Below are 23,749 nucleotides of genomic sequence, written 5' to 3' on the forward strand. Positions count from 1 at the left end.
TGAAGGGATGAGGTTATGAGTGAAACAGACGGAGTGGACGAAGCCGTTGAAGGACTTTCGCGCACCGGCATAGCCGTCGCAGCCAGGCTGGGAGAACAGCTCGCTCGCATGCGTGAGCAGTCGCTGCGAGAACAGCAAGCATCCGACGAGCAGCGTGCCCGAGAACTTCAGGCTCGGTATGATGCCCAGCGCGAAGCGGCACGAGCCCAGCTCGCACCGACGACCGACAACCGCTGGTGGGACCAGGCGCGTCCGCAGGATATTGAGCGTGTCCACGAGACGGCCACTGCCTGGAAGCAATTCGATCCCACCGCCCAGGAAGCAGCCGAGCGCATCCGACGTGAAGTGCAGGACCGCTACGGCGTGGACGTCGATAATCCTGGTGCTGACGATCGAGCAGTCAGTGAAGCACTGGCACAGGCGGAACGAGACCGGGCAGAGGCCGACCGGCAACGCAGTGCAGGAGAGCGAGACGGGGCCGAAGCCGCAACAATACTCGAGGCAGCTGGTCGGGAAGATCGAGACCGAGCATCGAAAGTCGAGACGGAGAACCGGGCGGCCAGCGACGCGGAACCGCTGTACGACAGCGAGGAGCGCCGGCAGTCCTTCGCCGCATCACTAGACGGTGTAGCGGACGGTGAGACCATCCGCGCGAGGATCCTGGCTGACCGGGACCAGGCCACACCGCCCTCAGCGGCAGTCGCAGCGGAACCTAGCAGGGTCAAGAAGGCGGCTAAACGAGGCGCAGGGACCGGGCGGCAACAGAAAGTACATTCCGAACGCTCCCGCTGACCGCAGTACTGGTCCATTGAGCTCGCAGTGCAGAGAAGTAGGGATGCGCGCAGGGGCAGGTTCAAAGTGCAGGATTGCGTGCGGTTCTTGCGTTCATAGCATCCCCTCGGAATGACGCATTACTGTCCATATGAGCACGCTTCGAAAGTTGTTGCGCTGAAGGTTCGGCTTACGGGGAAGACGGACCGAGCCGAGGCTCTCGTGTTGGAATGTCACATGGGATTCTTCAGCAGGCGGCGGGACCGCGAATCGGATGCCGTCATGCTCTTCTACTTCCATCTGAACGCGCTCGTATCGTCCGTCATTCATCCGAAATTCATGAATCCTCGGCTTGTGAGCGAGTTGTCTCTGACTGACGGGGACACCGACTATGCATTTTCTGTGGTCGAGTTCGCAGACTTTTGTTCCGGCGCTCATGGAGCACCAACGACGCCCAACCAGAGAGCCACCATCCTGGATACCCTTCAGTCTCTCCGCAGAAGCGTCCCATCGTCGCAATTCGATTACCGGTTCTGCGTCTACGAATTGAACGAACTCGAATCGATTTTGAGGAGTATGCAAGAAACGTCGCGGTGAGCCTTCGGCTAGCGAGCATGGCGATGAGATGGCCGAAGCGGTGGGTCTCAAACCCGGTTGAGGAAGATTGGGCCGTTCATGCGCCGGTGCCAAGTTCCCGCATGGCTGCTCGGGGCTGCCAGGACGCAATCGTGCTGAGCAATCACGTTGTCTGCGGAGGTGCTCCCGCAGACAACACGGCAGCACCTCCCCTCATTTTGGCGAAGACCAGACACGCGGTCTGAGGCGGGCACCCCTAGATCATGAGCGCGTTCAGAACGACAGGTAAATACCTGCGCACCTGCTCGCGGTCGCTTTCCTTCTCTCGCTCGGATAGTTCGGCGTACTTTGTCTCGATCTGAACCTGCCATCGCGCGGCCAGATCAGCGGGAATCACGAGGGATCCGTCCTCCTGGCGCTCACACTGGTCGTGGACGTACTGCTGCCAGTGTGCCCACCTTTCGTGCTCGACGGCAGCCAGTTGTTCTACTGTGTGTGCACTCTCCAGCACCGCACGAATTCTGTCCGGCACCGGCATCAAATCAGGCCTTCCTTTACGAGTTTCCAATAGTGTTGGCCGAGCACCGTCAGTTCGCATGCCTTCGACTCCATGGCAGCGTGCCACATATGGGGCGCGTCAACGGGCCGGACGAGGTTCACTTTGACCAGTGCTTGGAGCACAGCGAAGTCGGCATTTTTAGCTGGATCCGGCGGCGGAACGGAAAGGTCATTATCGTTGGTTCGCTCCGGCTCGTAGCTGGGGTCGAGCTGAAGCTGCATGGTCGGCTCGTCGAACAGAACCGTGAGCTTCTGCAGCTGGACCAGCTCAACTGGCGCCTTGGTCTCCCGGAGCGATACAAACTTCTTCACATTCGTCTTGAACACTGGTCGCTGCGCCCAATTCCCAAGAGATTGGTCTATGTGCGCGTAGACGCTACCAGGTGTTACGTCGCCTACAAGGTTGGCTGCGGCTCCACTCAGCGCATCCACTAGCAGGCTCGTGAACACGCCAGAGCCGCCAGTTTCTATGGCGTACTGCTCGGCCGTCGACGCCGTCAGGATTGTCACACCCTCCTTTATCTCGGCGATCTGAGCCACAGCGGCATTGCCGCCTGCAATGCCGCTGTGACAACTATCGAGGATGATTACCTTGTTCTTTGCTGGCGAGCTGTTCGCGAAGGTCATCACGTCAAACAGCGAGAGTCCATCGTGCCCGTCAGCACAGTCACTAGCGCAGAGATATCCGCCGGCCCCGTCAATATAACCGTGCCCTGAGAAGTAGAACAGGGAGATTTCGGCATCGTCCCTGAAGAGCTCTTCAACAGCTTCCCGCAGCTCGGTGCGGGTCACTGTGGCCCCCGGGCCGGTGCTCGTCATAAGTTTCGGCTGCTGGAAGTTGAGCGTGCCGTCTGCATGCCGCTCGAGCACGTTCTTAACGGAGTGCGCGTCGTTCACCGCGCCATAGAGCGATCCGATGTGGTCGTAGTAGTCGATTCCGACAATTAGCGCCTTACGCATGCTGCCGCACCCTTAGAGGGAGTCAATGAAGCTGGCGATGTTTGCGTCGGTCCAGGTAACCGTACGCACCCCAGCCAACACCGTGCGATCTGCCGAGTAGGCCCAAACGCCCAAGAGCGGCTTGCCCTCGTCCTTGGCGCACTGAATTTCCCACTTCTGCCCGGATGAGGTCAGCGAGTTCTTGCTCACCAACGCGATCACTCCGTGAGAACGACGGATACGCGTACGAACTTTGTCCTTCCAACCGGTATCGTACGGCTCCTTCACCGACATATCGATGAATTCGTACGGGGCCCTAGGATGCAGAGACTGCCCCTTCAATAGATCTCGCTGGCGCTGGTCCTCAATAGCAAACGCCACGAAAATAGTCTTCTTCTCAGCCAATTTCGGCCTCCCCATATTGTGAGCTGCAACCATCGATGGTCGCATCAGGACTCCCCAGCGAGACTATCGGCGGCCACCCACATTTTCGTTGAGGACGAGCAGGTCATCTGGTTTCGACCTCCAAGCGGACAACTGGCGCAAGGAAATCGGCGAGTTCGAATGGCAGGAGGCGGAATGTTGGGACGACATGCGCGTCCACGCGCTGCGCCAGCTTCAAGAGCGACAATCTTCTACTTCAATCAGGGCCGGAGGCCGATCATCTTTGGTTGTCCTCACGTTGATCGAAGCGCCGCGCGCGCTCCTAGCGCCGCGGAGCCCCTACCCTTACAGATTCGGGTAGAAGCTGGCTAGTATGGCTTCATGCGCTCAGTCGTGCGATTTATCAGCCCTCGGCCGGATACCGGTCGCGAGGGCTCAGAGGCGCGCGCCTAGGTCCTAGCGGTGGATCGGGTCGGGGGTTTCCTCACCGATCAACAACCGAAGGACCCACCAGTGATCACTTATCTTTCCGCTGCAGAAATTCACGACGCTCTCTCACTTAGAGACCTTTCCAATCCTGAACACGGCCAGCATGCGATGCAGGACCTGCTCGGCCACGTGACCGAGGCGCTCTCCCAGGTATGGGGCATCCCGGCTAGAACGGTCAGGCACAGCCCGCTCGTACCTGTCACCGACAACTACGACAGCCTCGGGTTCGATCCTTCTGCCGTGACCCGTGATCAACGATATTCACGCTATGTGAGCCCCACAGTCATGCTCCGGAGCCACACATCGGCTGGGATCCCATCACTCCTACGCAGCCTGTCTCCGGATACTGAAGTCGATGAGCTCGCGGTGCTGCCCGGGCTCGTATACAGGCGGGACGCGATCGACCGTACTCATGTTGGTGCGCCGCACCAAGTCGATCTGTGGCGGATCTGTTCCTCCCCGATCCTGACTCCCGCGGATATGCAGGAAATGATCACGGTGCTTGTTGAGGCGGTTCTACCCGGTGCCAAGTGGCGGGCGGTCCCGGCGGTCCACCCATACACATCAGATGGTTTGCAGGTTGACGTGCTGGTCGACGGGGAATGGCTGGAACTCGCCGAGTGCGGAATGATTGCAACGCACCTCTTCGAGAACGCCGGCCTGGATCCCGCCGAATGGTCGGGCCTGGCGCTGGGCATGGGCCTGGATAGGGCACTCATGCTGCGCAAAGGTATCCCGGATATCCGCCTCCTCCGCGCCCAAGAAGAGCGCATCAGTAACCAGATGCGCGACCTGACCCCGTGGCAGCCGGTATCTCTCCTGCCTCCTATCCGCAGGGACATTTCCATCCTTGTTCCAGACAGTATCGATGACGAGATCCTTGGCGACCAGGTCAGAGCAGCTCTAGGAGAACGAGGAGACGACCTTGAATCCGTTGAACTGCTTGCGCTGACCGCCTACGAGGATCTACCAGAACCAGCACGAAGGAGATTGCAAATGATGGAGGATCAAGCCAATGCCCTCATCCGCATCACCCTTCGGCCACTAGAACGGACTCTTACCGATGCTGAAGCCAACCTGATCCGCGACGACATATACAAGGCACTACACCAAGGCACCGTCATGGAACTCATCGCTGGATAACACCAATCGACCCGTCCGATCCTCCCAGCGCACGGCATTACCAGCGCTGGGAGGATCAAATGAACCCGGTGATGCGCTGTCGGCACGCCAACAGGAGCTGCGCGCTGAGGGATCCCATGGGCGCCGGTTTACTGAGGGACAAATAAGCCTTCGGGGGGAGGTGTGCAGGGTAGTGGTGCTAGCCGGGGATTGTGGCCCTTTTCGGGTGTGCAGCCTTTAAATGGGCCGTCGGTCGAGAGGAGGATTGGCATGTGGTGGTCGGCGTGGTCCCGCCACCATGAGCTCATGCCGGTCTGACCGTCGCGGCGTAGGTCTTCCCACGCCCTCCACAGCGCTTCCAGGCGACTGATTGCTTCGCCGTGTCTCCACCATTCGGGGCACCAGGTGTGGCCTCCCTGCACGTTGAGGGTGCGCCGGTAAGTATGCGCTAGGTGCTCTTGTACAAACTGGTCGACTGTGGCGAAGACGAGGGAGGGCTCTTCGGCTGCACCGTGAGGAGTGTCGGCATCTTCAGAAGCGTCGACGTCGTCCTCCGCATCGTCCCAGTTCCCGAGTCCCTCAAGCATTATTGCTCACCTCCTGAACCTCCTGCCGGGAGCCTGGATCATGGGCGGCGATAGAGGCTTTGATCTTCTCGGCGTCGGGACCAGTCATCCAAGGCGTTGTTTTGATGAGGACCGGACGGATTCCGGAGGCGAACACGATCGCTCGGCCGCGTTCTAGCGATACGAGGTCGTCTGGTTCGAGGATGCGTTCTTTCCGGTTCGGATCAACACTGGTGCTCCTGCCGTTCTTTCCCCGGCTGATGGTGCGGCCGGTGTACTGGTAATCGCCGATGAATTGGGACAGTTCGGTCATGAATTCCGGTTCGGCCACACCACCGCCGTACACCTTGATGTTGGACGCTGACCAGAGCTTACGCATCCCTTCCTTCCCCCACACCGAAACACCCTGCGCGTAGGACTGCAGGATCGTCATGAGCACGATCCCGCGAGAACCGTAGTGGCTGTACTGGTTGGGAAGTTCCTTCCACCGGCAGACGTTGGCTGCTTCATCCAGGACTCCGACCATGGGGGTGGGTAGCCTGCCCCCGCGAGAGACCACGGCGTAGGCCTCAGCAGCTTCAACTGTGGCTACGGTCAACGCCGTCACCAGAGGGCCGGCAGTGCCGGTTCCTTCCTTGGAAAGGTTGTAGAGCGTGTTCTTGCCGCGTACGAACTCTTCCGGGTGGAACTCCCGCCGACAGTTCGAACCGCCCTGCGGGTTCACCCAGGGCGCCACCGTTTGGTTGGTCAGGCAGCTCACGTACCCCAAAGCGGTGCCGTAGATACCGTCGCGCTGCTTGTCGGCGTAGTTCATGATGCTGGAGAGCGCATCAGCGTTCATGGTGTAGCCGTGCTGGCGGAGGATTCCGACTGCCTCGTCCTCGTTCGGGTCGGTCAACCAGGCGTGAATCTGAGTGATCGGCCGATCATCGCAGGAGGCTGCCAGCAGTAATGCTGTGAGCAGCTGCTGACCGAAGCCGTCGAAGAAGGGATCGATTCGGCTGCCCGGTTCACGGGTGCCCGTTGCGAAGTGCTCTGCGAGGTTCCCTGCTTTGTTCTCGTCAGTGACGTAGGAGAGCGGGTTCCACCACCAGGTGGGTTCCTCCCCGGCGACGCCTTGAGGATCGAAAACCCACACTTCGCCATGTTCTGCCCGGACTTCACGGGTAGCGTCGGCCACGTCGCGCTTATTCGAGGTCACCACGACCGCCCCGGGGGCGGCCACGATCGCTGGAATGGCGCGTGAGGTGGTTTTACCCGTTCGTGGGCCCCAGATATCGACGTGCATATCCTCCCAGCTACCGAAGAGGTCCTGCCCGGAAATCACCGCTTTACCGATCGGTACGCCCGGAGATTCCGGCACACCGAGACGTTGGGCGCTTTTCAACGCACCTTTGCGGGTCAGCGGTAGCAGGGCTTTACCTTTGGCCATATGGGTTGCGGCGCGATCAACTCGTTTCTTCTTGCCTCCGGAACGGACGACGAGAATCACGATCCCGATGGCCAGGAGGAGGACGGCGGCACCGAGACCGCAAGCGATGACCGTGGACTCGACCGGCCACGGGATGTCTTGAGTGATCACACCGGAAACGAGTTCCACCGGATGATCCGGTGGAACGGCGATCCCAGCCAGTGAGGAGCCCCAGTGCGCGGCCACCCATGCACCGCCGACCACAGCGACGATCAGCCCGAGGATCGAGAAGAGAACGATCCCTTCAGTGAAGTCTCCGGCACCGCCCTTGCGGTTCGGGGCGCTCATGCCGGTTCTCCGGCCGTCGCTGCTGGCATTGCCATGTCCGCGAGCAGCGGAGCGTCCGTTGTGTCGTGCCAGCGCTTATTGGTGTCGTTGAGTTTCGCTTCGACCTTGGTTAGGCCGATGTGGACCGGGATGCCGGGTCGTCCACCGACCTTGATGAGGAATTTCCCGCGCCCGGGCGGATCCACGTCTACGCCTCGTGAATCCCAGGCTGGCGGGTCCTGCCAGGAGACGAGTTTCTGCTGTTCCTGCCGTGAGAGCGGAACAGCTTTGGTGAGCAGCAGCATCTCGGAGGCCGGCAGGCCACCGCAGATCACCATGCCGGAGCGCTCAACGAAGCCTTGAGCCTTCATACGGTCCTCTGCAGCTGGCAGCGCGAGCAGGTCACTCATGGTGTGGGAGATCATCACCTGACCCACGCCCACGGAGCGGTTCAGGCGCGTAAGTGCGTCAACACGGTCCACCATGCCCTTACCGGCGCGCAAGGCGCGCCACAGCTCATCCAAAACCACGAAGTAATGCCGGCGAGGTTCGATCCCGGCATCAGCCAGGGCGTGAGCTACGTTGACGGTGCCGAATCCGTAGGACCAGCACGCCAGCAGCACGGCCGCCTGCAGGTCGGTTTCGGTCTCGTCGATGCTGGAGACGTCGAACACCACGGCGCGATCGCGTCGCATTGGGTTGGTGGTGTGTCGGGAGAAAATCTCTCCCAGCTTCCCGCCGCCGGTCAAGCCCAGCAGCGTAGCCTCCAAGGCTCTGGTTTCCTGCTGGTACAGCGCCCAGTCGCCACGGTTGAGGGCGACCTGCTGCAATTCGTCTGGACCGTTCTGGATGACTTTGAGTAGATCCCCGAGGACGGGGATGCCCTCGAAATGTTCATCGAGCCATCGCAGCGCTCGGTCCAGGATGGTCTGTTCCTGATCCGTGGGGGGCTGGTTCCGGCTGATCGTGATCAGCGCGACGACCATATTCAGGCGCCGCCCGTGGGCGTCGGCTCGCACCCGCGCCGCGGCGTCGGGTTGGCCTTTGTCCTCGAGGAGCTGTGCGACTTCGATGGCTTGGCCTGGGTCGAGAATGTTCAGGTAGCCGCGCCCGCGGCCGAGCGGGATGACCTGCCCGCCGGCCGCGGCGACCAGGTCAACGTGTTCACCCTTTAGGTCCCCGAGCACCAGTGGATTCGTGCCCTGCCCGGCCAGGCCCAGCATCATCCGGCGTACCAATGTGGACTTACCGAGTCCAGGTTTTCCGAGAACGAACGCCGACGGGTTCGAGATGAGCTGTGCACGCTGGAACCAGCTGATCGGGTCGCAGCAAACGGTGGCCTGGGTTTCCTCATGCCGGCCGATCGGCACTCCGATCATCGGTGAGGACGTACCGGACGAAAACGGCCACAATCCACACACCTGGACTGTGGTTCCCCGGTACTCGCGCACCGTGGGAATCAGCGCGGCCGCGCCGCCCCCGCGCCCACGCCAACCCCGGGCGCCGGGCACTTTCTCGCGGATCAGCGGAACCTTCTTCGGCTTTTTCCGCTTCGGCTCAGCCGGCTCCGCCTGGCTCGGGTTCTTTTGAAGCAACATGCGCGCCATTTACAGTGCCTCCCGGATCTCGGAGGGGAGCATTACGTGTTTGGGCAGTACCAGCCCGATCGGAAGGGATGCGGCGAATGCGGTGTCCTGCGACCCGTACGTCCGGCGCAGCAACAGTCGAGCAGCACCGGAGGTCTGCTCGATGGCGGCCACCGCATCGGGCAGCCGGTCCAATCCGTTGACCGTGGCCGTGACGACCAAACCGAAGTTCACCAGCCCGGCACCTTGTGCCTCTTCAGCTGCGGTCTGTGCCGCTGAACGGGCATCGACCAAGGCGCGGGCCGAGGGACGGTTGCCCGAGGTGATACGGACGTTGGCGTTGTTTTGATCCCGTTCGACCAGCTGGACGGCCCGGGCAGAATCCATCGGGCGGTAGAGCAGGGTGACCCGCTTGCGGTCGACGTCGCCGTGCGGGGCCAGGAGCTTTGAGAGCACGTTGGCGTGCACGGACCCTCGCGGAGCGCCGGTCATTGTCCATGACGCGGAGAACGCGCCCTCATGCCGGTAGTTCTCCCAGTTCGCCTGTGCCCCGGACGGGCCGACGTCGGACCATTTCAGTTCTACTGGGTGACCGGCTGCATGAGCCTCGTCGATGACCAGAGCGGCTGGCGGATCATAGGCCACCCGGACGACCTCGCAGAGTTCCTGCGCGGGCATGGGGCGGGCAATTCCGGCGCCGGTTGCCTGCAACCGCTGGGACAAGCCGGGGAGGCGTGAGGCGAGGTCGCGTGCGACCTCTTCGGGTTCGCGCTTGCGAGAGCCGGCTCGCATGGTCGCGTTGAAGGTCAACGTGATCCATGCCCGCACCGTGGCCGAACCCTCCGGATAGGAGGAGATGACCTCGTAGAGCATTTGCTTGGCGATATCGGGGGCGTTCTCGTCGATGTTGAGCCCGACCTCGTTGCGTAGCCGGTACCCCGAGTCCGGGGCCGTTTCCACTGTCACTGACGCTGCTTCGATGCCGGCCTCGTCTCCGAGGGCGGCGAGCCAGCCGCCCCAGTTCGCAACCCACGCATCGACCTGTTCCGGATCGACCAGGGACGCGCCGTCCGGCTCAGTGGAGAAGATCACCGTGAAGTGCCCGGTTGTGGGCATGTGCAACATCGCGAAGGGACGGTTGTAGGAGTCCTTGAACTCGTACAGGCGGGACTTTGATGCGATACCGGGAAGCTGGAACATCCCCCAGTCCGTGACCCCCAAGGGCCCGGAACGGTACAGGTTTGTTCCCTTCCGCCGGGAGCGGGCGAACACGGTGCGGATGCCGACCCGGTCGATGACTGTTTGCCCGTGCTTGTCCTTGATGGTGAGCAGCAGCAGGAGTATCCCGAAAACTCCCATTACGGCCAGGCCGACGAAGAGGTTCCAAATCGCGAATGAGAGGATGCCCAGAGTTAGTCCGACGAGGATGATTCCGGTGCCGATTGCGCCGAAGTTCCCCAACCCGGCTGAGCGGGGAACCCGCCAGTTGCCGTACGTCGGTTCTTTGTAGTCACTGACTGTTGCTGCCACTTGGATCCTCCCCTGCTGCTTCGTCTGAGACTTTCTGTACCGCTTGTGCGCCCTTCGAGGCGCCGGTTACCACCGCGCCTGCGGCCATACCTGCCGGACCCGCCGCTGCGCCAGCTCGTGTCGCTGCGGCACCGGTCGCAGTTCCCCCTGATCCCACACCGGCCATCGCAGGAACGCCGGTACTCGCTCCGGACGGGCCAGCACTTTTGCCTGTTGCACCTGGGGTCGGTTTCGCGCCGCCCGGGCTACTGCCTGTAATTGAGCTTCCCGATGGTGAACCGGAAGTCTGAGGGCTGCTTCCCCCGCCGTTGGAACTCGATCCGTCGGAGTTGCTACGGCTAGCTGGCGTGGGTGATGCTTTGCCGGCCCCCCGTCCAGCTGCACCCAGGGATCGAGCGCCCGAAGGCAAGGCCGCAGCGGCCGCTCCCACTGCTCCTGCAGCCATTCCGCCACCTCCACCGGCAACTGCACCCACCATCGGAGTGACGAACCGCAGCAACGCCGGCAGGGCAACAAGTGCCACCACCATGAGCGCGATACCGGTGATCGTGTTCAACAGGACGTTCGCGCCTGAAAGTTCACCATCCACTAACCGGAACGCAACTGCATACACGATGGCCGCAGCGGGTTTGTAGAGGATGAAAGCCAGCGTCCAGCCAGTGGTTTTTTGGAACCACTGGCGACCCATTTCGGTGTTGGTGAATGCCGCCGTAGTCGGAAGAATCCCCGCCAGGATGACGAGCATCCCGCTTCGGACCACCATCAGAACGATTTGAAGCACTGATGCGATGATTCCGATCAAGCCAAGGATGATCACCATGAAAACGGCTATGTCGCCCTCACCCATCAGCATCATAGTCTGGATAGCCGGGGCGAATCCGGTCCCGTCGGTGGCCTGGTCGATGATCCACGATGAAAAGCCGTCAGAGGCCACGATCAGGAAAGCAATCACAGCCAGACCCATGCCCGAGACCAGTGTCAGAGTTAGCAGGGAACGGACCAGTTCACGGATCGGTGCACCGCGCTGCTCCCACATCAATCGGCTACCACCGACGATGACGGCCAGGACTGCCAGCGCAGCGGTCCAGTACCAGAGGCCGTCCTGCAAGAAAGAAACGGTGGGCGAGCCCGTCACACCATCGTTCGTGGTCAGGTTGCTCGTCGGCATATCGACCCAGAAGGTGGAAAGCGTGATCACGACCTGGCTCAAGGACTCAGCAACAGCGCGGGCCAGATTCTCAATCGCATCGCCAACTGCAGTGCCAACCCATTCTTCCGCTGCGCAGCCGAACTCGAGGAAACCGCAGTCTTCTTCCTCATCCATAGGCTAGACCCCGCTCCAAGGAATGTAGTCGCTGAGGTCGTTGAGCTGCGTTGGCTCATTAAGCAGCTGGCCGTTGTCGGCGATTTCGGTCTTCCAATCTCCATCCGTCCAGCGAAGCGGGATGGATGCGTGGCCTACGGCCCCGTTCTGGGTCGTGAAGGCGATGTCGACATTTGCTGATTCATCTGTGTATGACAGAAGCCGAAATCCGGAGATTTGGACGGATGTACTGGAACGTGATGATGGATCGCGCTCAGCGAGATCCTCAAGCGCAGCTTGCTGGCCCGCGCTGGGTACAACGAGCTGTTCCGTGAGTTTGCGTTGCATTTCAACGTCTTGCACAGAACCCAATCCCACTAAATTGGCTGCCGCGAAGAGCGCTCCAGCCGGTGTCTGTGCAAAACATGAACGGAATCCGTCTTCACTAACCACGCCCGGACCAATCGTCGCCGGAGCCGTCGGAACGACAGTAGTTCCGACTAATTCCCACTCACTGTCTGGAGCCACACCGAGCGCAGAATCATCGCTCCCAGGGAGGCCACAGACACTTTCTTTCCCGGTCGCATCGACGGTTGGTGTCTCCGAGGCGGCACTTGTAGGTGCTGTTTCTCCTGTGTCCGCTTCATCGTCCCCACGAGGCAGGAATGCAATGACGGCCACCGCGGCGATTAGCGCCACAACGAGGGCTGCGGACAGGATGAATCCGGGCCGGGTGAAGGGGTTGCGTTCGGTCTTGTCGGGGGTTGTTTCACTCATGGGTGACCTCCTGGCCGGTTTAGACGAACGCGGTGACGAGTCCGGATGCTCCTGCGACGATGACGCAGCCGGCGAGGACCCAACCGAGGCGGGCGAGTCCTTCGCCGCCTTCGCCGCGGCGGGTTTGGATCATCATGGTGATGCCGGCGATGATGACGCCGAGGACACCCAAGGCGAGGGCGATCCATGCGGCCCATTCCAGGATGGTGAGCAGTCCTTCGGAGCCTGGAGGGGCTTCGCCGCCGCCAGGGTTGGGTACTTGAGCGAGCACAGTGGCTGCGGCGGACTGCGCGCTGAGAGCTGAGTGAATCATTGGGAGACCTTTCAATTAGAGGCGACGCGGTTGCCTGTGTTTCAGGACAACAGCGAATTGATGTCGGTAATGAATTTGCGGGTGTCGCGCGGTAACTGATCAGCTTCCGCATCACCTGTTCGCCACGCTTCCACCCACGGCAAGTGCCAAAGTCGTGGTGCTCCTCCACCCACGATGGTCGCGAGATCACGCAGCGGCTTAGGGAGTTTCCCAGGAGCGTCGGCCAGCACGGCCAATCCCATGAGCTCCACGTGCGGAGGCTGGGGCGAAGTCCACTCGATGAGCGCCCGTCGCGCTGACTCCAAACCGTTCATGTTGGATCGACAGACCAGCAGAACACGGGGAGGCATTCCCGAGTTCTCGATGACCGGCCAGGCGTGCTGTGTAGGGCGGGACCCGTCGATCAAACGCGCTACCGCGCTTTCTCCCGCTCCACCATGTACGCCGACGATCCAAAGAGCAGCGGAACCAGTGACATACCGGCGAGGAAGTCGGTCAGCTGCTTCAGGTTCAGGAATGCCTTTTTGAGGCAGGGCCGCACCTGTCAGCGGAGGCTGAGGAAGAACGACAGGTTCCGCCGCAACCTGAGCAACTGCTGGTGCAGCAGCTGCTATCCAGGCGTTCTGAGACTGATTCATATATCCCCCCTTCCAAATCGGACATGATCTTATAAGTCGTTAGTGACCAATTGGTGCCGTCCGCACCATCAGGTTAGTTGGTTTATCGCTATATAGCTACATGTATCTGTATTTAGCGGTTTTTTATGTACTATGGCATCTATGGAAGGCGACCAGCTAGTGGGAGTTTTGGAAGAACGGTTCGCGGAGTACCCCGAACATCTCACCCTTGAGCATCTAGCGGAGATCCTCGGGGTGAAGCGTCCCACCGCCTATCAATGGGTACGTAACGGCGTGATCCCCGCTTACAAAGTGGGAGGCGCATGGATCATCTACCGCGATGAGGTGTTGGAACACCTGCGTCAGTCTCGGAACATCCCGGCCCCGCCGGACCCGGACACACACACCGAATAGCGGTTATTCCAGGGGGAACAGGTTGAAGTCAAAAGGTCTCATGTACACGGCGCTGGCTTTGGTTCCGGCGTTGTTTTTAGGGCTGATTCTGCTGATCGTGCTTATCAGTGGCAGTGAGCAGTCGGCCTCGGCGAGCGATTGCACCCCCGTGGACACCTCTGACGTTGATCCCGAGAACCTACCCACCGACAGCGTTGCCGGCTACTCCGGCGAGCAGCTGGTGAATGCAGCACTGATCGTCAACGCCGGCAAAGCCATGCAGCTGAGCGTCAAGGGCCAGACCATCGGCGTTATGACCGCCATAGGGGAATCAAGCCTGCGCGTCCTGGACCGCGGGGACAAAGCAGGGCCGGACTCCCGGGGCCTCTTTCAGCAGCGCGACAACGGGGCCTGGGGCTCATACGAAGACCGCATGGACCCAACCACCAGTGCCACGAATTTCTTCAAGGCACTCCAGGGCGTCGAAGGCTGGGAATCTCTTTCCCCCACCGAAGCCGCGCACAAGGCCCAGCGCAACGCAGACCCGTTCCACTACGAGCAGTACTGGGCTGACGCCGTAGACGTTGTCGCCGCGGTAGCCAACGTCGAGGGGCTGGAGACTTGCCTCTCCGGGAATCCCCAGCTCAACGGTGAAGGCGATGACCTGCCCTGGCCCAATTCCCCTTATTGCCCTATCGGCGGCACCTGTCCTGCCGGCGCGGTATCGCCACTGGGCATGTACAACAGGGAATGTACCGACTTCGCGCTCTGGAGACTCAACGCCATGGCCGGGGCCACTAGCGACCCGTGGAAGTTCCATAACTCCGACCTGCAGCTGGGCAACGCCGAAGAGTGGATCAACGCCTGGTACCGGCAGGGCTGGGACGTTGGCCAGGAACCAGCAGTTGGAGCGGTTGCCTATTACGCGGCCAACGTCGGCGGGGCCGGTGCCGTGGGGCACGTAGCCATCGTCTCCTCTGTGAACGACGACGGGACAGTAACCATCGAGGAATACAACGGCCAAGCACCACCCAACGATCACCAGTACGGCATCCGCAACATTCAACCCGACGAGGTCAGCGCCTACCTCTACTTCCCGGGCAAGGACTAAGGAGAACGCCAGTGAAACCATCTCTCACCGCACGGAAACACGGAAAGCTATATTTCCGCGCAAGCACAGCTGGCCTGATCGCCGCTACTCTCATGGTCTGCACCGCATGCTTCAACGCTGACAGGACGGGATCCACCAGCGACGACTCACCTACCGCCGAACCGACGCCCACGAGCACCTACACGCCCTCCCACAGTGCGGGGGGCGGGCCGCAGGCGCCGGAGACCAGCGTGCCTGCAAATCCGGAGTGGCTTCCCGGCGACGAGGAAGCGGCGAAGGACGTGGCGGTCAACGCGATGCGTGACTTCGCCCGGCCAAACGTCGAGGAAAAGCAATGGGCCAACGAGTTCGCCCGCTGGCTCACACCAAAAGCCACCGCCGACTATTCGGCGGTGGACCCCGCGAATGTGCCGGCTACCGAAGTTACTGGCCCAGCCTCCCTTGAGATCGACCGTGCCAACGGGTTCGGTGCCACAGCCACCGTTCCCACCGATGTCGGTGACTATCAGGTGCAACTGCTTCGCCAAGGGCAGGACGAACCATGGAAGGTCAACCGCCTCTACCCGCCCGAGGGCGCCAGCTAACCCCGAACGAGCTCTTTACCGATCCGCCTCTGACGTAAAGGAAACCCAAGCATGACCACCAGCAGCCAGACCGAAGTGTCGGCCTTTCCCCACATACGTGCGGTTGTCCGCGCCAACGGCACCGGAGAAGTCGTCATCGCCGGAAACTCCCGGCCGATCGATGCCCCAGACGAGACGGCACTGCGCCGGGAAGCGATGACCCTTATCACCGCACAAGCAAGCGTCTTGGCGAGGCCGGTGCGCGTCTACACCGAAGGGCCCGAAGGTGACGGTGAACTGATCGTGCACCCCGACGGCAACATCGAGGAAGTTGCCGCCGAAACCAAGGGTCGCAGACGGCGGACTGCAACTCCCCCATCCTCGGCGGACTCCGACGCCGGAGCGGGCGGCGAAACAGTCAGAGGCTCAGACCTCACTCCCCCACCAGCAGCACCACAGCCAACTGACGCGCAGGAACCGGCTACCCAGGCTGAACTGCCTATGGATTCCGTACCCGCGGCAGCGCCCGCCGAAACGCAGTCGGTTGTACAAGCAGCAGAACGATCCGCACAGCCGCCAGCGGCTCCCAGCGCCGAGGCTCCGACACGGCGAAGCCTGAAGGAAACTTCCTTCCTGATCAGCGACCCCGTCGTACAGCCGGCCACACAGGGCTTCCGGGGCCTCATGACCCGTATCGGCCTTCGCATGGACCCCTCCGAGGCAGAATTGGCCGAGCGCGCCGATATCCATTCGGTAAGCCAGCACTGGCCGGGCCCACGCACCATCGCCGTTGTGAACCGGAAGGGAGGCGCAAACAAGACCCCCACCGTTGCCGCCCTCTCCGCCGTGTTCGCTCGCTACGGCGGCGGCGGAGTCCTCGCCTGGGACAACAATGAGAACCAGGGCACCCTGGGCTGGCGCACCGAGCAGGGCCCACACACCTCCAGCGTGCTGGACCTGCTGCGCGACAAGGAACAACTGCTTTCCCCACTGGCGCACAACGCACTGCTGGCGCACTACGTGCACCACCAAACCGAGGACAAGTACGACGTGCTGCGCTCAGATGAGAATGACGAAGGTGACCACGAAATCTCCGCCGATGAAGTCGACGCAGTACATTCCGTGGCCGCGAAGTACTACCGGATGATCATCATGGACTCTGGTAACACCGCCCGGGCCGCGAACTGGCGTGCCATGATCGCCCACACCAACCAGCTCGTCATCCCCACGACCACCATGGAAGACCGAGCAGAAGCAGCCAAGCTCACCCTGCAGACCCTCACAGCCAGGGACGAACACTCAGCAAAGCTCGCTGAGGACGCTGTCGTGATTATCTCCCAATGGAAACCCGAAGACGGAGACGAAGCCCGCCGAATCGCAGCCGGCTTCGAACCACTCGTCCGAGCCGTCGTAACCGTTCCCTACGACCCGGCCCTCAAAGCCGGGCGCATCCGCCACAACGCGCTCAAGCCCGCCACACAGCGAGCCTGGCTCGCGGCCGCAGCCGCAGTCGCAAAGGGCCTTTGAAACCGATGAGAGGTATTTCCCGCGACACGCGCGCTGTTACGGAAGTTAAACCTATCCCTAGGGATAGGTTTGCCCGTATGGGACAGACTCTCCGCCGCGCACGCGGGACAGGCATCGGAAACGTGCAGGTCAACTACACCATTCCCCCAGAGTCCAAGAAAATCCTGACTGAGTTCTCTCGCCGCATGGGAATTAGCGCCTCAGAGGGCTTAGAGATGGTGTTAGCGCACCTTGAATTCGAATCTGATGGTCTTCCCGGTTGGGTCGACCGCGACCAACTTCCGGAGGCTTTGCCTATCGCAAAGGCTAGTTAAAGCAGAAGGCCCGCTAGAAAGCGGGCCTCCGTATCAAGTTATCCAGCTTCTCACCGCGTCTCCGCCAAGTTTCCCGGTGAAAGGCTCCAATCACGACACCCATTTTTGGGTTCCGTAACCTAGTAGAGAGTGTACACCGGATGCCTTTGGGCTCAACGGATTCGCTTGCGCCACGCCGTGAGCTGTCCCCCCAGGATGCGTGGGTGTTAGCACCCCTCATCGCAGGACAACCCGTATATCGGACTGGTCGTTGGATTGGCGACCGCTTCCAATATCCGCGGCCGCGCACACCATTGCGCATCACAAGGACACTGCCGGCAGCGCCTGCGGCTGTTCTCATCCACGACGTCGACGGGTCTGTACGAACCCTTTGCCTCGACCTGGACACCTCCAAAGCCCGCAAGGCCGTCGTCGACGATGACGCAGCGCGCCTCACCCGAATGCTCACCGAGGCAGGTCTTTCCTACGTCGAGGACCGCTCCCCCAGCGGCGGACGGCATGTGTACGTGCCGCTGCAGGAACCGATCACCGCCGCTGAAGCCCGCGAACTAGTGGAAGCCCTCATGTTTCGCGCGCCGAGCCTTGACCCCGGGCCACATCAAAACGTGACCGACGGGTGTATCCGTGTTCCAGGCTCGCTTCACAAGCGCGGTGGACACCAGATGCTCATCACTCCCCTGTCCGACGCACACGCCGTCCTGACCCGACGCAATCCCGCAACTAGACTCGCTCGACTACGCGCTGACCTTGCCCCTGAGCTGCTCCGACTACAACAGGCGAAGCAGCGCACGAAGGCACGCGTACAAGCGGCCTCAACACTCCAGCAGGCGCCACCCTCTGACGGCCAGCCGGTACGTACTGACTCCCCACTGCGTGCAGTAGCCCGCACAGGGCTCTACGACACCACCCGGTATGCCAGCGACTCGGAGGCCCGCATGGCGGTCCTGAACCACTTCGCTGCCTGCAAATGGACCGTTGAGCAGGTACGCGCCGGCCTCACTGGCCAGTACGCCGGCCTCGCAGCCCTTTACGGAGACAAAACCGAGCGGCTTCTGCCCATTGAATGGGCGAAAGCCCAAGCCTGGACCACCGCGAAACCCACCTCCCAGAAGGGTGGGAGAACCTATGCCCGTATTAACGACACAAGCCCCACTGAACTCACGGGGGGCTCTGCAAACCCCAGCACTCACGCGATCCATCAACTCGTCAACGACATCGAAAACGTCGTGTACGCGGTTCTTGACCATCGCTGCAAAACCTACGGCCGGGCCGGCCTTAGCCTCCGTTTGCTGCTGCGCGCTGTGCTTGCCTACATGAGGACCACCCAGAACAATCTCCTCGACGTCGGATGCCGCACCTTCGCCGTTGCACTCGGCAAGGACCACGCCACGATTGCCCGACTCCTGCCCGTGCTCGAACAAGCCTCGGAAGGCATCCTGACCCGCATCCAACGAGGCCGCGGCCGCAATGCTGACACCTACCTGGTCCAACTGCCGCAACGCTTCGAGCAGCTCGCCCGCGACCTCACATGGCGCCAGGGCAAGATCCACGCAATTCGGCCAGTCTTCCGCGTTCTGGGCGATGTCGCCGCCCTCACCTACGAAGCTATCGAACGCGGCCGCCGCTCCCCCACCACTGCAGAAATCATCCAATCCACCGGGATCTCGCGCACCGCCACCACCGACGCACTAACTCGCATGGAAACCCTGCGCATGATCCGCCGGCACCACGGACGCTGGGAAATCGTAGCCACGACCGGGCTCCAGGAGCTGGCAGACCGCCTGGGAGCCACAGAAGACCGCCAGGAACAGATCACCCAATACCGCAAAGAACGCGCAGCCTGGCACGCATGGCTGGATCGGCATCTCACACCGCGCATAGATGAACACGACATCTACGACAGCGAGGTCGATGAGTATTGGCTACCGCCTATGGACCCCGGCGACGTCCAAGCCTCCCTATGGCATGCCGCTTGAAGATCATTCAGTAATGCAATCATTCATGCATGAATGATTGCATTACTGAATGTATGAAAGTATGCTTGCAAGCATGCAAACATTGATGGTGTACAGCGAGTCGGGAGGCGCGACAAAGACGACCACTGCGGTGTCCCTTGCGGCAGTAACAGCCGCCCAGGGCCGGGAAGTCGTCCTCATTGACCTCGATCCCCGCGCAGCCTCAAGCAAATGGCTCGACGCGCAGCCGAAAGAAGACGGGCTGCACGTGGGCGCCATCCTGGGGGATCCAGACCCCGTCGGCTGGGCCGAAGAACTCGCTGTGCCCACCGACTGGTTCCCAACACTGAGATGCGTTCCATCAGCCCGCAACGTCTCCAACAGGGAAGCAGACCGGGCAGACCACGCCGAACTGCGGCTCAAAACGTCCCTGGAAGGTATTCAGGCAGACCTGGTCATCATCGACTGTCCAAACCGCCAAGGCGGCCCGCTGACCCTGTCAGCACTCAACGCAGCCGACACCATCGTGTACGCCGCGGCGCCCACCGTGGACGGAGCGGACGGTGTGGACGGGGCACGACGCAGCGTGGAGCAGTTCAAACTCTCCAGGCGGAGGATCGGAGCGCCCGACAACCTGACAGAAGCGGGCATCGTCGTCGGAGCCGTCCAGGAAACAATCATGAGCCGAATCGCCGTGACCAGCATCGACGAGCTCCGCGACACCGGGCTGCTGCTCACCCCTCTCGTTCCGCACCGCACCATCGTTCAGGAAATGCGCCTCACCCACGAGTGGTACGGCCAGTACAGAAAGGGCGCCCCGGTAGTCGCCGCCTACACCCAACTCGCAGAACAGGTCATCCGATGAGCGACAACCTACAGGACCGCCCCGCAACCCTCTCCAGGAAGCCGCGGCCGGCCCCCGATGAGCGAGTAGACCCCGTCGACTACCCGCAACCTCCAGCCACGCCGGCGAAGCCGAAAGCCCAGGAGGCCCCAGCACCTGTGCAGAAAAAGCGCAAGCGAGAAGCAACCTTCCCGTTCAGCACCCGCCTCTCAGAAGAAGTCCTCGGCATCCTCGAAGACGCCGTCGCACGCGAAGGCATCACCATCAGAGACGCCGTCGAACAAGCAATTCGCGGACGGTGGGGATCCGCCAGCTAAACCCCGCGAATGCAGTGGCCCGAACCTGGTGAAGGTTCGGGCCACTGCATTTAACGAGCGATTGCGCCACCCAAACGGTCCATCGCTGCGCTCGGTATGTAAGTGCGCTCCTACGTCGCGCCCGGCCTTCTTGTTTTGCTGCTGTCCTCCGGATTGTGCGTCCCCGCTCCACAGCATCAATCGGCTCCGCCGACATCACAGGCTCAAAAACCTCTACGGCGCTCCTACGTCGCTTACTTCCTCCAAGGTTTTCCAGCCAGCTCGCCCTACGGGTTGACACTGCTCCGTCGGGAACAAGCGAGCAAGCTCGCCAGCAGGCAAAACAACGACGGGGGAGAGGGGCGAGCTGCTGGACCACCACAGCCCAGCTCCCCACCTGCGAACGGAGCACGCCACCATGACTGTCCTAGAAATGATCGACCCAGCCACCCTGGCGATCGACGTGAATGTCCGCGCCGACGTCCAGCTCGACAAGGCGTTCCTGGACTCCATCAAAGAGCACGGGGTTATCCAGCCCGTGGTCGCGCACCGCACCGAGGACGGGGGAGTGCATGTCCTGTACGGGCAGCGGCGCACCCTCGCCGCCGTGGAAACCGCGCAGCCTCTCATTCCGGTCTATGTGGTGGACAGCCTCACCGAGGCTGACCGGCTCGCGAAGCAGGTCGTGGAGAACGACCACCGGCAAGCACTCACAGACCATGACCGGGCCGAAGCGTTCCACCAGCTCTCCCTGCTTGGAGTGTCAGCAGCGCAGATCGCCCGGAAAACCGGAGCGAAGAAAACCACCGTGGAAACCGCACTGAAAGTCCGGGCCAACGACACTGCCACGAAGGCCCTCGCCGACGGGTGGACCCTGGATCAGTCAGCGGCACTGGAAGAATTCAGCGACGACGCCGATGCCCTGGCCTGCCTCCAGGAAGCCCTCAACGAGTACCCCGACCGGTTCGACCACACCGTGCAGTACCTGCGCAATGAACGCGAAACCGCCCGACTTCTGGCCGAAGCAACCGCCGAGCAGGTCAAGGCAGGCAAAACGGTAGTGGAAGCCGCCGGCTACCAGATGCCCGAACACCAATACCCGCACGCACTACGCCGAGCGGACGGCACACCGGCCACCGACGACGACGCGAACGCCGTTGTCCTCACCGTCACCTACCGCAACGACATCAGCGTCCGGCCCGTCATCGCCAACTGGGAAGCCAACGGGTTCACCCTGCAGGAGTACTACGGCGGTCCAAGCAGCACCCAGTCCGGGCCGATGACCGAGGACCAGAAAGAAGAACGACGCAGAGTCATCAAGAACAACAAGCTCTGGGACGCAGCCACCGAGGTTCGACACCAATGGCTGACCACCCTGCTCAGCCGCAAGAACCCGCCCAAGGACTGGGCAAGGTTCACAGCCACCACCCTGGGCAACTACGGCAACAGCGTCGCCAAAGCCACCGCGCAGAAGCAGGAACTGGCCGCAGGATTCGCCGGAATGCCAGAACCCGGCTACCGCTCTTACAAGGACCTCATCGAGAAGGCCACCACCAACCCCAACGTTGCCGTGCTGGCCATGATGTTCGCGGCCCATGAATCCGACCTCAGTCGGGACTCATGGCGGCACCCCGGCACACAGGCCGCCTACTACCTGTTTCAACTCCAGGACTGGGGGTACACCCTCAGTGAGGTCGAAAGCATCATCACCGACCACGTCCTGGCCCGCGACGCGGAAGCCGTCGCCGCACACGAAGCACCCGAGGGGCCAGGGGAGACCTTCGAGGACGTCCACGCGGCCGAGGGCGAACTGACCGCGGAGGAAGACCAGTACGCAGACGCCAGCTGACATCGGCAAGGTTGCTGGGCCTCACCGGCCCAGCAACCCCTCTCAGCCAAGCCTGATCGCAGCGATGCATGCATGCATGCATGCATGACAACGAAAAAGGACCTCCGCTAGCGCTCCGGGCTGTCATGGGCCGGCGGCTCCTTCGTCGCCACCGGCCCGATCCTTTTTGGTTTTGCTGCTGTCCTGCGGATTATGCGTGCCCGCTCCACCGGGTCAACAGCTGCGCTGCTGCGGGCCCGGAAACCCCGGACGGCGCTCCTGCGTCGCTTATTTCCTTACCGGACTTTTCGTTCCCTTGCCCCTGGCGGGGTTGACCCGGCTCCGTCGGGCACAAAGCAAGCAAGCTTGCCAGCAGGCAAAACAACGACGGGGGAGAGGCCAACTGCTGGACCACCACACGGCCCTGAACCCACCTGCGAAAAGGAGCACCAGATCATGAGCAAGACACCGCTTTCCGTATCGTCCCCGGCCGACATCCTGGCCTACGTCCTGCACACCCTCGGCTTCACCCCGCGTGAGTCGTTCGTGTTCCTGACCATGCACGGCAAGCAGATCGGCGCGACCCTGCGCCTCGACGCACCCGGTAATGACGTGCACCCCGCGCAGTACGCGTCCACTGTTCTGCACTACCTCGGCAACGACAAGGACGCCGACGGGGTCCTGTTCATCGCCTACACCGACCGGGCGACCATCGACGGCACCAAACCCTACAGCGAGCACGCACAGGCCCTCGACATCGCCCTCGACCTCGCGGGCACCCGGATCCTCGACAGCTGGCTCGTCACCTCCGAGCACTGGACCACCTATTTTTGCGACGACGCGGACTGCTGCACCCCGAACCCGCTGGATGAGGTCACCGACAGCATGCTCAACGCCCACCTGATCTACGAAGGATCCAACCCCGCCGCCGGTACCGTCATCGACCCCGCCTACACCGGGGACAACGCGAACCTTGACCGCATCGGGGAGATCATCACCGGCTGGACCATCACCGACCCCGCCGACTGGACCGCACCCGTCATGACCGAGAACCGGGCACTGTGGCAGGAAACCCTCGGCACCACACCCGACAAGGACACTGCCCTGCAACTCGTCGCAGCCCTGCACACCCCCGCCGTACGGGACCGCATCTTCGCCGACACCATCAGCACCGACGATGACCCGGACGTGTTCGCCGACGTCGTCACCGGACGCTACCCCGGACGGCCAGACTGGAACCGGGTCGACGCCACCCAGGACCTCGCCGTCGAGCTGCTCCGGTTCACCCCGCCTGAAGCCCGCACACCCCTCTTCGCCCTGCTCGGCTGGACCCACTGGTACAAGGGACGGTCCTCGATCGCCTCCCAGTACCTGGCCAAAGCCCGCGAGGCCGACCCGGAGAACATGCTCGCCCAGTTGTTGACCCAGCTGGTCGACACCGGGAACCTCCCCGCATGCGTCAAGAACCAGCACACCGCCTACCAGCGCTAACCACTGGCCGAGGAGGGGCAGGGAGCCGCACAGGTTCCCTGCCCCATCCTTGGTTTCCGAGGTGCGCGGCGGCGGCCTCCTCCGCTTCGCTCCGCCGGCCGCCGCATCCAACACGACTTCCCACACACCCCACCATCAACCTCGTGGCACCACAACCC

23 protein-coding genes are annotated in these 23,749 nt (G+C 62.0%); 11 read left to right on the forward strand and 12 right to left on the reverse strand.

Annotated features, from left to right (window positions below; translation table 11 throughout):
- The first annotated feature begins 15 nt into the window (after positions 1-15).
- Positions 16-792 (forward strand): hypothetical protein, encoded by a 777-nt coding sequence (locus BLS52_RS15185; RefSeq protein WP_175460192.1) that lies wholly within the window; start codon positions 16-18, stop codon positions 790-792.
- Between the two features lie 811 nt (positions 793-1,603).
- Here the strand turns inward: BLS52_RS15185 and BLS52_RS15195 are convergent.
- Genes BLS52_RS15195 through BLS52_RS15205 form a run of 3 tightly spaced genes read right to left on the reverse strand, consistent with a single transcriptional unit; the run spans position 1,604 to position 3,249 of the window.
- Positions 1,604-1,858 (reverse strand): hypothetical protein, encoded by a 255-nt coding sequence (locus BLS52_RS15195; RefSeq protein ID WP_245702891.1) that lies wholly within the window; start codon positions 1,856-1,858, stop codon positions 1,604-1,606.
- 26 nt (positions 1,859-1,884) lie between these two features.
- Complete coding sequence (locus BLS52_RS15200; RefSeq protein WP_090587834.1) at positions 1,885-2,865, reverse strand: caspase family protein; 981 nt, start codon at positions 2,863-2,865, stop codon at positions 1,885-1,887.
- A gap of 12 nt (positions 2,866-2,877) precedes the next feature.
- Positions 2,878-3,249, reverse strand: coding sequence for a TIR domain-containing protein (locus tag BLS52_RS15205; protein ID WP_090587873.1), 372 nt, complete (start codon positions 3,247-3,249; stop codon positions 2,878-2,880).
- Positions 3,250-3,741: 492 nt separating this feature from the next.
- Between BLS52_RS15205 and srmL the strand changes: the two genes are divergently transcribed.
- Positions 3,742-4,860, forward strand: a complete 1,119-nt coding sequence (srmL, locus tag BLS52_RS15210; RefSeq protein ID WP_090587836.1) for a PheS-related mystery ligase SrmL — start codon at positions 3,742-3,744, stop codon at positions 4,858-4,860.
- A gap of 128 nt (positions 4,861-4,988) precedes the next feature.
- Here srmL and BLS52_RS15215 read toward each other — a convergent pair whose 3' ends face one another.
- Genes BLS52_RS15215 through BLS52_RS19015 form a run of 9 tightly spaced genes read right to left on the reverse strand, consistent with a single transcriptional unit; the run spans position 4,989 to position 13,193 of the window.
- A complete protein-coding gene (locus tag BLS52_RS15215) occupies positions 4,989-5,426 on the reverse strand; it encodes a DUF4913 domain-containing protein (protein WP_090587838.1) in 438 nt (145 codons plus the stop codon).
- Positions 5,419-7,164 (reverse strand): type IV secretory system conjugative DNA transfer family protein, encoded by a 1,746-nt coding sequence (locus BLS52_RS15220; RefSeq protein WP_090587839.1) that lies wholly within the window; start codon positions 7,162-7,164, stop codon positions 5,419-5,421. The genes BLS52_RS15215 and BLS52_RS15220 overlap by 8 nt, the downstream gene beginning before the upstream one ends.
- A complete protein-coding gene (locus BLS52_RS15225) occupies positions 7,161-8,750 on the reverse strand; it encodes a helicase HerA domain-containing protein (protein WP_090587841.1) in 1,590 nt (529 codons plus the stop codon). The genes BLS52_RS15220 and BLS52_RS15225 overlap by 4 nt, the downstream gene beginning before the upstream one ends.
- Complete coding sequence (locus BLS52_RS15230) at positions 8,751-10,259, reverse strand: SCO6880 family protein (protein ID WP_090587842.1); 1,509 nt, start codon at positions 10,257-10,259, stop codon at positions 8,751-8,753.
- Positions 10,240-11,583: a TrbL/VirB6 family protein gene (locus BLS52_RS15235; RefSeq protein ID WP_245702892.1), complete on the reverse strand. Its 1,344-nt coding sequence runs from the start codon at positions 11,581-11,583 to the stop codon at positions 10,240-10,242. Before BLS52_RS15235 ends, BLS52_RS15230 begins: the two co-directional genes overlap by 20 nt.
- A gap of 3 nt (positions 11,584-11,586) precedes the next feature.
- Positions 11,587-12,339 (reverse strand): DUF8175 domain-containg protein, encoded by a 753-nt coding sequence (locus tag BLS52_RS15240; protein WP_090587844.1) that lies wholly within the window; start codon positions 12,337-12,339, stop codon positions 11,587-11,589.
- A gap of 19 nt (positions 12,340-12,358) precedes the next feature.
- Positions 12,359-12,652: a hypothetical protein gene (locus BLS52_RS15245; RefSeq protein ID WP_090587846.1), complete on the reverse strand. Its 294-nt coding sequence runs from the start codon at positions 12,650-12,652 to the stop codon at positions 12,359-12,361.
- Positions 12,653-12,693: 41 nt separating this feature from the next.
- Complete coding sequence (locus BLS52_RS19060; RefSeq protein ID WP_342707464.1) at positions 12,694-13,059, reverse strand: hypothetical protein; 366 nt, start codon at positions 13,057-13,059, stop codon at positions 12,694-12,696.
- A gap of 5 nt (positions 13,060-13,064) precedes the next feature.
- Positions 13,065-13,193 carry a hypothetical protein gene (locus tag BLS52_RS19015; RefSeq protein WP_281241729.1) on the reverse strand — a complete coding sequence of 43 codons (129 nt, stop codon included), beginning with the start codon at positions 13,191-13,193 and terminating at the stop codon, positions 13,065-13,067.
- A 238-nt stretch (positions 13,194-13,431) separates the two neighbouring features.
- Here BLS52_RS19015 and BLS52_RS15255 point away from each other — a divergent pair, with 238 nt between their 5' ends.
- The 9 genes from BLS52_RS15255 (at position 13,432) to BLS52_RS15295 (ending at position 23,591) form a co-directional block, all read left to right on the forward strand.
- Positions 13,432-13,683 carry a helix-turn-helix domain-containing protein gene (locus BLS52_RS15255; RefSeq protein ID WP_245702894.1) on the forward strand — a complete coding sequence of 84 codons (252 nt, stop codon included), beginning with the start codon at positions 13,432-13,434 and terminating at the stop codon, positions 13,681-13,683.
- Between the two features lie 40 nt (positions 13,684-13,723).
- Positions 13,724-14,773, forward strand: coding sequence for a CHAP domain-containing protein (locus tag BLS52_RS15260; protein WP_090587851.1), 1,050 nt, complete (start codon positions 13,724-13,726; stop codon positions 14,771-14,773).
- 11 nt (positions 14,774-14,784) lie between these two features.
- A complete protein-coding gene (locus tag BLS52_RS15265; RefSeq protein ID WP_245702895.1) occupies positions 14,785-15,357 on the forward strand; it encodes a hypothetical protein in 573 nt (190 codons plus the stop codon).
- A gap of 51 nt (positions 15,358-15,408) precedes the next feature.
- Positions 15,409-16,863, forward strand: coding sequence for a MinD/ParA family ATP-binding protein (locus BLS52_RS15270; RefSeq protein WP_090587852.1), 1,455 nt, complete (start codon positions 15,409-15,411; stop codon positions 16,861-16,863).
- A 607-nt stretch (positions 16,864-17,470) separates the two neighbouring features.
- Positions 17,471-19,153, forward strand: coding sequence for a hypothetical protein (locus BLS52_RS15280; protein WP_245702896.1), 1,683 nt, complete (start codon positions 17,471-17,473; stop codon positions 19,151-19,153).
- A gap of 73 nt (positions 19,154-19,226) precedes the next feature.
- The gene (locus tag BLS52_RS15285; RefSeq protein WP_090587878.1) at positions 19,227-19,997 is read left to right on the forward strand and encodes a ParA family protein; all 771 of its coding nucleotides are present in this window, start codon (positions 19,227-19,229) and stop codon (positions 19,995-19,997) included.
- Positions 19,994-20,293, forward strand: a complete 300-nt coding sequence (locus BLS52_RS18360; RefSeq protein WP_139186285.1) for a hypothetical protein — start codon at positions 19,994-19,996, stop codon at positions 20,291-20,293. The genes BLS52_RS15285 and BLS52_RS18360 overlap by 4 nt, the downstream gene beginning before the upstream one ends.
- Before the next feature lie 397 nt (positions 20,294-20,690).
- Positions 20,691-22,121, forward strand: a complete 1,431-nt coding sequence (locus BLS52_RS15290; protein WP_090587857.1) for a ParB/RepB/Spo0J family partition protein — start codon at positions 20,691-20,693, stop codon at positions 22,119-22,121.
- 435 nt (positions 22,122-22,556) lie between these two features.
- Positions 22,557-23,591, forward strand: a complete 1,035-nt coding sequence (locus tag BLS52_RS15295) for a DUF4192 domain-containing protein (RefSeq protein WP_175460193.1) — start codon at positions 22,557-22,559, stop codon at positions 23,589-23,591.
- Positions 23,592-23,749: the final 158 nt, after the last annotated feature.

This window comes from Arthrobacter subterraneus, assembly GCF_900099735.1.
In the GTDB taxonomy this organism is placed as follows: domain Bacteria; phylum Actinomycetota; class Actinomycetes; order Actinomycetales; family Micrococcaceae; genus Arthrobacter_D; species Arthrobacter_D subterraneus.